This is a genomic window from Streptomyces sp. SID9727 (assembly GCF_010550605.1).
In the GTDB taxonomy this organism is placed as follows: domain Bacteria; phylum Actinomycetota; class Actinomycetes; order Streptomycetales; family Streptomycetaceae; genus Streptomyces.
Genome location: NZ_JAAGNI010000413.1, coordinates 1 through 406, shown reverse-complemented (window position 1 = coordinate 406; position 406 = coordinate 1). Strand labels below are relative to the sequence as shown.

Here is a 406-nt window from a genome sequence, read left to right as displayed (position 1 = left end):
CGTGCGCCGCGCGCGGCCGGGTGCCCCCCGTTCCGCACGGGCAGCCCGCCGGCGGCGGTCCGCCGCTGGGCGGCGCAGCCGGGACAGGGACAGTCGATGGCGGGTACGTACTCCTCGAAGGCCGGCACAGTCATGCGGTTCCCCTCCGCAGTCGTCAAGTTCCTCGGGCGCATCCGCTCGGGCGTCAGCGTGTCAACGGTCATGACCCACGTCGTGACATACCGCAGTTTGACGGATAGAAGGGAAAAAACGACCATCCGACAGGCCGGTGCGGCGAGGGGGATGGTCGGGAGCACCACTCGGGATCGGGTAGAGTTTTCCAGGTCAGCAGGCGCCGCTAGCTCAGTTGGTTAGAGCAGCTGACTCTTAATCAGCGGGTCCGGGGTTCGAGTCCCTGGCGGCGCAC

At 68.0% G+C, this 406-nt stretch carries 1 tRNA gene; it reads left to right on the top strand.

What is annotated here, in order from left to right:
* Positions 1 to 331: 331 nt before the first annotated feature.
* Positions 332 to 405, top strand: a tRNA-Lys gene (locus G3I41_RS28965).
* Position 406: the final 1 nt, after the last annotated feature.